This window comes from Pseudolysinimonas sp., assembly GCF_031389465.1.
Classification (GTDB): Bacteria; Actinomycetota; Actinomycetes; order Actinomycetales; family Microbacteriaceae; genus Pseudolysinimonas_A.
In genome coordinates, this window is the sequence record NZ_JANMSQ010000214.1 from 1 (window position 1) to 6,841 (window position 6,841).

Below are 6,841 nucleotides of genomic sequence, written 5' to 3' on the forward strand. Positions count from 1 at the left end.
AGCACGATCAGGAAGGGCAACGCCCACAGCACGTATCGCCGACCCGGCCAGGCCGCGCGCGCCGTCTCGGGGGTCGTCGCACCGTAGATCCGCGCTTCGCCCGCCCCGCTACGCCCGCGCACGTGGGTCTCCCAGTAGAGCTGGGCGCGCTTGCGGCCGAGCAAGAACGATGCGACGGCGAGCGCGAGGATGGCGACCACCGCAGCCGCGAAGTGACCCCAGCCCCGCGCGCTGTCGGCCCAGGCACGCTCGACGTCGGGCAACTGCTCCAAGAGTTCGTGCCACGGCGGCAGCAGGGAGAGGGCCGCAAGCACGACCACCACAACGACCGAGAGCCGCTGCGCGTACACCGCCTGCCACCCGCGGCGCAGCATCGCGCGCACATCGCCTCGGAACTGTGGCAACAGCAGGAATGACAGGAGAAGCAGCCCGATCGCGGCGAACTTGACCGTCGAAGCCGCAGCGATCGCCCACTGCAGGGCGAGCGGGAAGGGCTCGTGCGCGGCCAGCACCGCGGCGGCGATCGCGAGGAGGACGTCTTCGGTGAGATCGGCGGCGAGCAGGATCAGCCAGGCGACGATGGCGCGCCAGCGGGCCAGGCGTCGGGCCCGCTCGTCGTCGGTGAGTTCGGTGATCGGCTGGTCGGAGGCAGTCGTCACCGGCGACATCCACCGGGCGATGCCCCGCGAGATTAGGTGACTGTAGAGACCGATGAATGCGAGGTCGAGCGCGAGGTAGAGCACGATCGCCGCCCACGGACTCGCCGGGATGATGGGGTCGGCTCCCGCGGTCGCAGCCCAGCCCTCCCATCCGCCGATGCGGGCCAACGCGAGCGGGCCGGTCATTCCGAGAATCGACAGGGTGTTGCTCTGCGTTCCGGGGAACTGGCCGGCGACCCGGTCGACCTCCTCGAACGCGAGGAACAACACCACCAGGGCGACCAGCACGACCGGGTTCGAGCGCGCCCGCGTGGCAACCCGGTGCATCAGGTCCGACACGGTCCCTCCCAGCGGGTCGTTGCCGGTCAGGGTACCCCGGGGCGAGGTCGGGTACTAGGCTGACCGCACAATTGAAGATCGGGCCGCACGCGATGCGGGAGAGTCCGTCGCACCTCGGCGGGCACCGAAGGAGCAAGCCTCCCCGCCAATCTCTCAGGTACACGTACCGCATCGCTTAGGCCGCTCTGGAAAGCGCCCCCACGCGGAGCGCGGGGGCGGGTCGAGTGCCGCGCATAGCGCGGTGTATCGAGACCCCCGCACTGTGGGAGCCGCCGTAGGTGAAAGCCCGTTCGCGGGTGAAACTCTCAGGCACCACGACAGAGGGGGAGTTCTCACCACTCGTATCGATGGAGAACTCCGTGACCGATCAGCCACTGCACCCGTCAGAAGCCCGCCTCTCACCGCTCGACGCCGTCCACGTCGCCGCGGGTGCTGCGTTCACCGACTTCGCGGGTTGGAAGATGCCGGTGCGCTATGGCTCCGACCTCGCCGAGCACGAGACCGTTCGCACCGCCGCGGGGCTCTTCGACCTGAGCCACATGGCCGAGTTCCTCGTCGGCGGTACGCACGCGGCGGCGTTCCTCGACTTCGCGCTCGCCGGCCAGGCATCCGTGATCGCGCCCGGCCGCGCGAAGTACTCGCTCCTCCTCGCGGAGAATGGCGGCATCCTCGATGACCTCGTCGTCTACCGTCTCGACGACCAGCACTTCTGGGTCGTGGCGAATGCCGCCAACCACGAGGTCGTCGCTATGGCGCTCGCCGAACGACGCGCGTCGTTCGATGCGATCGTCGACGATGAAACCGCCAACTGCGCCCTGATTGCGATTCAGGGACCCGAGGCGTTGGCGGTGCTCGGTCGGCTCGAAAGTCTCTCCGGGGTTGACCTGCAATCGGTGCCCTACTATGGCATCGCCCAGGGGAGCTACGGCGACGCGAACGTGCTCGTCGCGCGCACCGGTTACACCGGCGAAGACGGTTTCGAGCTCTACCTCGACGTTGCGGCGGCGCCCGCATTGTGGAACGACCTGGTGGCCGCGGGCGCCGTCGCGTGCGGGCTTGCCGCGCGCGACACGCTGCGCCTCGAAGCGGGGATGCCTCTCTACGGGCACGAACTCTCCCGTGAAACCTTCCCGGTGCAGGCCGGCATCGGCCGGGTCGTTGCTCTCGGCAAGCCTGGCGACTTCGTCGGGCGCGCCGCAGTCGAAGCCGGGCCGCCTGTGGGCGCTCGGGTGCTCGTCGGCCTGACCGCCGAAGGCAAGCGCGCGGGACGGGCCGAGTACCCGGTGCTCCGCGACGGAGGGGTGATCGGAGAGGTGACGTCAGGTGCGCTGTCGCCGACCCTCGGCATCCCGATTGCGATGGCTTACGTCGACCCCGACGCGGCCGCGATCGGTACGGAACTTTCCTTGGATGTCCGCGGCACGGCGATCCCCGCCCGTGTCGTTTCGCTTCCCTTCTATTCGCGAAAGGCAGTCTCATGACCGAAGTGCGCTACACGAAAGACCACGAGTGGGTCGCCGTCGACGGAGATGTCGCGACGGTGGGAATCACCAGCTACGCCGCCGACAAGCTCGGCGACGTCGTCTACGTCGATCTGCCGGCGGTGGGTGCGAGCGTTGCGGCGGGCCGGGTCGTCGGCGAGATCGAGTCGACGAAGTCGGTCGGCGAGCTGTTCGCCCCGGTCGATGGCGAGGTGGTCGAGCGCAACGATGCCGTCGTGGCCGACCCGTCACTTGTCAATGCCGACCCGACCGGTGCCGCGTGGCTCATCAAGGTGCGGTTCACCGAGCTGCCCGAGCTGCTCTCGGCAGCCGAATACGAGGAGCTGACGCAGGGATGACCACCTTCGCCGACCGGCACATCGGCACGGACGCCGCGTCGCAGCAGATCATGCTGCAGGCGGTCGGCTACTCCACCGTCGACGACCTGATGGATGCCGCGGTGCCGTCCGGCATCCGGGCTGCGGCCGCGCTCTCCCTCCCCGAAGCGCGGTCGGAGCGCGACGCGCTCGCCGACCTGCGGGTGCTCGCCAGCCGCAACCGGGTGCGGCACAGCATGATCGGGATCGGTTACCACGGCACCATCACGCCCGCCGTCATCCAACGGAACGTGCTCGAGAACCCGAGCTGGTACACCGCCTACACGCCGTATCAGCCGGAAATCTCGCAGGGGCGCCTCGAAGCGCTCATCAACTTCCAGACGATGATCGCCGACCTCACCGGCCTGGCGACGGCGAACGCGTCGATGCTCGACGAGGGCACCGCCGTGGTCGAGGGGATGTTGCTCGCCCGCCGCGCGTCGGGTTCGACGTCGAACGTCTTCCTGGTGGATGCCGACGCCCTGCCGCAGACGCTGCGGCTGCTCGCGCACCGCGCCGAGCCGCTGGGCATCGAGCTACAGGTCACCGATCTCAGCGGGTCGAGTGCCGCCGAAGGCGGTGTATCGAGACCCCTCCCCGAAGCCTTCGGCGCCTTCATCCAGTACCCCGGTGCTTCGGGCCGAGTCTGGGACCCGCGCGCCGTCGTCGAGGCCGTGCACGGCACCGGCGGCCTCGTCGTCATGGCGGCCGACCTGCTCGCCCTCACCCTGCTCACCTCGCCGGGAGAGCTCGGCGCCGACATCGCGGTCGGCACCAGCCAGCGCTTCGGCGTGCCGATGGGCTTCGGGGGACCGCACGCCGGGTACCTCGCGGTGCGCGCGGGTATCGAGCGCCAGATGCCGGGTCGCCTCGTCGGAGTCTCAGTGGATGCCGACGGCCACCCCGCCTACCGCCTCTCCCTGCAGACGAGGGAGCAGCACATCCGTCGCGAGAAGGCGACGAGCAACATCTGCACAGCGCAAGTGCTGCTCGCCGTCATGGCGTCGATGTACGCTGTCTACCACGGCGCATCGGGGCTCAAGCAGATCGCCCACCAGGTGAATCGGCTGGCTCGGCTGATGGCGGATGCCCTCGGCGACGCCGTCGTGCACGCCGACTACTTCGACACCCTGCTCGTGCAGACGCCGGATGCCGCAGCGGTCGTCGCCGAAGCAGCAGAGCGCGGCTACCTGTTGCGGCTCGTCGACGACACCCACGTCTCCGTCTCGCTCGACGAGACGACGACCGCGCACGACGTCGAGACTGTGCTCGGTGCCTTCGGCATCGACGCGACGCTCGGCTTCAAGCCGGTCGCCGTGGGCGTTCCGGCGACTCTGGTTCGGCAGTCGCGCTACCTCGAGCATCCGGTGTTCTCGGCCCACCGGTCCGAGACGACGATGATGCGGTATCTCAAGCACCTCGCCGACAAGGACTACGCGCTCGACCGCGGCATGATCCCCCTCGGCTCCTGCACGATGAAACTCAATGCCGCGACCGAGATGGCTGCCGTCACCTGGCCGGAGTTCGCCGACATCCATCCTTTCGCTCCCGACGTCGACACTGAGGGGTACCGCGACCTGATCGCGCAGCTCGAGGGCTGGCTCGCCGAGCTCACCGGCTACGACGCGGTCTCGCTGCAACCGAACGCGGGATCGCAGGGTGAACTCGCGGGGCTCCTCGCGATCCGCGGCTACCACCGGGCCAACGGGGATGACGGCCGCACCGTGTGCCTCATCCCGTCGAGCGCGCACGGCACCAACGCGGCATCCGCCGTACTCGCCGGGATGAAGGTCGTCGTTGTCGCCTGCGATGCCGAAGGCAACGTCGACGTCGCCGACCTTCGGACGAAGATCGAGCTCCATTCCCAGGAACTCGCGGCCCTGATGGTCACCTATCCGTCGACTCACGGCGTCTACGAGCACGAGATCCTTGGAATCAGTCACGCCGTGCATGACGCCGGCGGGCAGGTGTACATCGACGGAGCCAACCTCAACGCGCTGCTCGGCTATGCGCGGTTCGGCGACATCGGCGGGGATGTCTCGCACCTCAACCTGCACAAGACCTTCTGCATCCCGCACGGCGGAGGCGGCCCGGGCGTCGGACCCGTCGCGGCGAAAGCTCACCTCGCCCCCTTCTTGCCGGGATTCCGCGGATCGAGTGCCGCCGAAGGCGGTGTATCGAGATCCTGGGAGAGCAATCCGATCTCGGCGGCACCGTACGGCAGCCCGAGCATCCTGCCGATCTCGTGGGCGTACGTGCGCATGATGGGACCCGACGGGCTCACCCGCGCCACCGGCGCCGCTGTGCTCGCCGCCAACTATGTCGCCACGCGGCTGCGCGAGCACTACCCGGTGCTCTACGACGGCGAGAAGGGGCTCGTCGCGCACGAGTGCATCCTCGACCTGCGCCCGCTCCGCGAAGCCACCGGGGTGACCGTCGACGACGTCGCGAAACGGCTCATCGACCACGGGTTCCATGCCCCGACCATGTCGTTCCCCGTCGCCGGCACCCTCATGGTCGAACCGACCGAAAGCGAAGACCTCGCCGAGATCGATCGGTTCATCGACGCGATGATCGCCATCAAAGCCGAAGCGGATGCCGTCGCCGCAGGCTCCTGGCCCGCCGACGACAACCCTTTGGTGAACGCTCCGCACACCGCCGAGAGTGTCGTGGTGGGGGAGTGGGGTCATCCGTACCCGAGAGAGCTCGCCGTGTACCCCGCCCCCGGGCAGATCCACGCGAAGTACTGGCCGCCCGTTCGGCGAATCGACCAAGCGTATGGCGACCGCAACCTGGTGTGTGCGTGTCCTCCGATCGAGGCGTTCGCCTAACCCGCGGGTTGAGTGCCGCGCGCAGCGCGGTGTATCGAAAACGCCCCCGAGTAACTCGAACGGTGGGTTTCGATACACCCGCCTGCGGCGGGCACTCAACCCGCGGGGCTAGCGTCGAGGCGTGAAGCTTTTGGCGGCGTTTCGGGGGTCTCGGCGGCAGCCGTGGTTACAGGTGGCGAAGTCGGCGATCGCCACCATCCTCGCGTGGGTGATTGCGGGGGCGTTGTTCCCCGCGCATCTTCCCGTCTTTGCGGCGATCGCGGCGCTGCTCGTGGTGCAGCCGAGCCTCAACCAGTCGGTGTCGAAGGCGATCGAACGCACCGTCGGCGTCGTCGCGGGTGTCGTTGTGGCATCCGCCCTGGCCCTCGCGTTCGGGCAGACGACGTGGGTCATTCTGGTGGCGATTGCGGCCGCACTGCTCATCGCGTGGACGCTCAAGATGACGACCGGCACGTCGAACCAGGTCGCGATCAGTGCCCTTCTGGTGCTCGGGCTGGGGGCGGCGACTCCCGGCTACGCGGTCGACCGGGTGTTGGAGACGATGATCGGCGCCGCCATCGGATTCGTCGTGAACCTCGCGCTCGTGCCACCGGTCGCCCTTGCGCCGGCGCACCGGGCCGTCGACGCGCTCGGGGGCGAAGTCGCGGCGTCACTCGACCGACTGGCCGAAGCCTTGGCAGTGCCACAGAGCCCCGCTCAGCTCGAAGAGCTGATGATCAATGCGAGGCTGATGCGGCCGATGGTACTTACCGCAGACGCCGCGTTGACCACGGCGGCTGAGTCGCTCACCCTCAACCCCCGCGGACGGCGCCGGCGCGACGAACTCGAACAGCTGGAGGTCACCCTCCGCCGGTTCAGTCCGATCGTGACCCAGGTGATCGGGATGACGCGCGCGTTCTACGACCGGTACGACGACGGACTCTCCGCCGAGCCAGCCGTGCGAGCGATCGCCGAACAACTGCAGCGGGCCGCGCACGACGTGCGACGCACCGTGCGACGTGCCGCCGCCGACCCGGCCGAGCCGCCGACCGCCAGCCTCCCCGCGCTGACCGCGCCGCTCGCGATCGGCGCCCCGGCATCCGAGCTCTGGATCCTCATCGGATCGATGCTGGAAGTCCTGCGCCGCATCCTCGTGAAGCTCAGCGACGACCCCG

Annotated in this window: 5 protein-coding genes and 1 riboswitch; of the genes, 4 read left to right on the forward strand and 1 reads right to left on the reverse strand. The window is 68.9% G+C overall.

Annotated features, from left to right (window positions below; genetic code table 11):
- Window positions 1-998 (reverse strand): hypothetical protein (locus RMO30_RS08650; protein WP_309712045.1); only part of this gene is annotated, 998 nt, incomplete at its 3' end.
- Between the two features lie 85 nt (window positions 999-1,083).
- Window positions 1,084-1,177: riboswitch (glycine riboswitch) on the forward strand.
- Window positions 1,178-1,345: 168 nt separating this feature from the next.
- On the opposite strand from RMO30_RS08650, the gene gcvT reads away from it, so the two are divergent.
- From gcvT to RMO30_RS08670, 4 genes are all read left to right on the forward strand, one after another.
- The gene (gene gcvT / locus RMO30_RS08655) at window positions 1,346-2,479 is read left to right on the forward strand and encodes a glycine cleavage system aminomethyltransferase GcvT (RefSeq protein WP_309712048.1); all 1,134 of its coding nucleotides are present in this window, start codon (window positions 1,346-1,348) and stop codon (window positions 2,477-2,479) included.
- A complete protein-coding gene (gene gcvH / locus RMO30_RS08660; protein ID WP_309712051.1) occupies window positions 2,476-2,838 on the forward strand; it encodes a glycine cleavage system protein GcvH in 363 nt (120 codons plus the stop codon). The genes gcvT and gcvH overlap by 4 nt, the downstream gene beginning before the upstream one ends.
- Complete coding sequence (gene gcvP / locus RMO30_RS08665) at window positions 2,835-5,687, forward strand: aminomethyl-transferring glycine dehydrogenase (RefSeq protein ID WP_309712054.1); 2,853 nt, start codon at window positions 2,835-2,837, stop codon at window positions 5,685-5,687. The genes gcvH and gcvP overlap by 4 nt, the downstream gene beginning before the upstream one ends.
- Before the next feature lie 121 nt (window positions 5,688-5,808).
- On the forward strand, window positions 5,809-6,841 hold a 1,033-nt coding region (locus RMO30_RS08670; protein WP_309712057.1), incomplete at its 3' end, for an FUSC family protein.

Bases quoted from the DNA above. Each gene is read 5' to 3' on its own strand.
- gcvT (WP_309712048.1), top strand. From the start codon at position 1,346: ATGGAGAACTCCGTGACCGATCAGCCACTGCACCCGTCAGAAGCCCGC.
- gcvH (WP_309712051.1), top strand. From the start codon at position 2,476: ATGACCGAAGTGCGCTACACGAAAGACCACGAGTGGGTCGCCGTCGAC.
- gcvP (WP_309712054.1), top strand. From the start codon at position 2,835: ATGACCACCTTCGCCGACCGGCACATCGGCACGGACGCCGCGTCGCAG.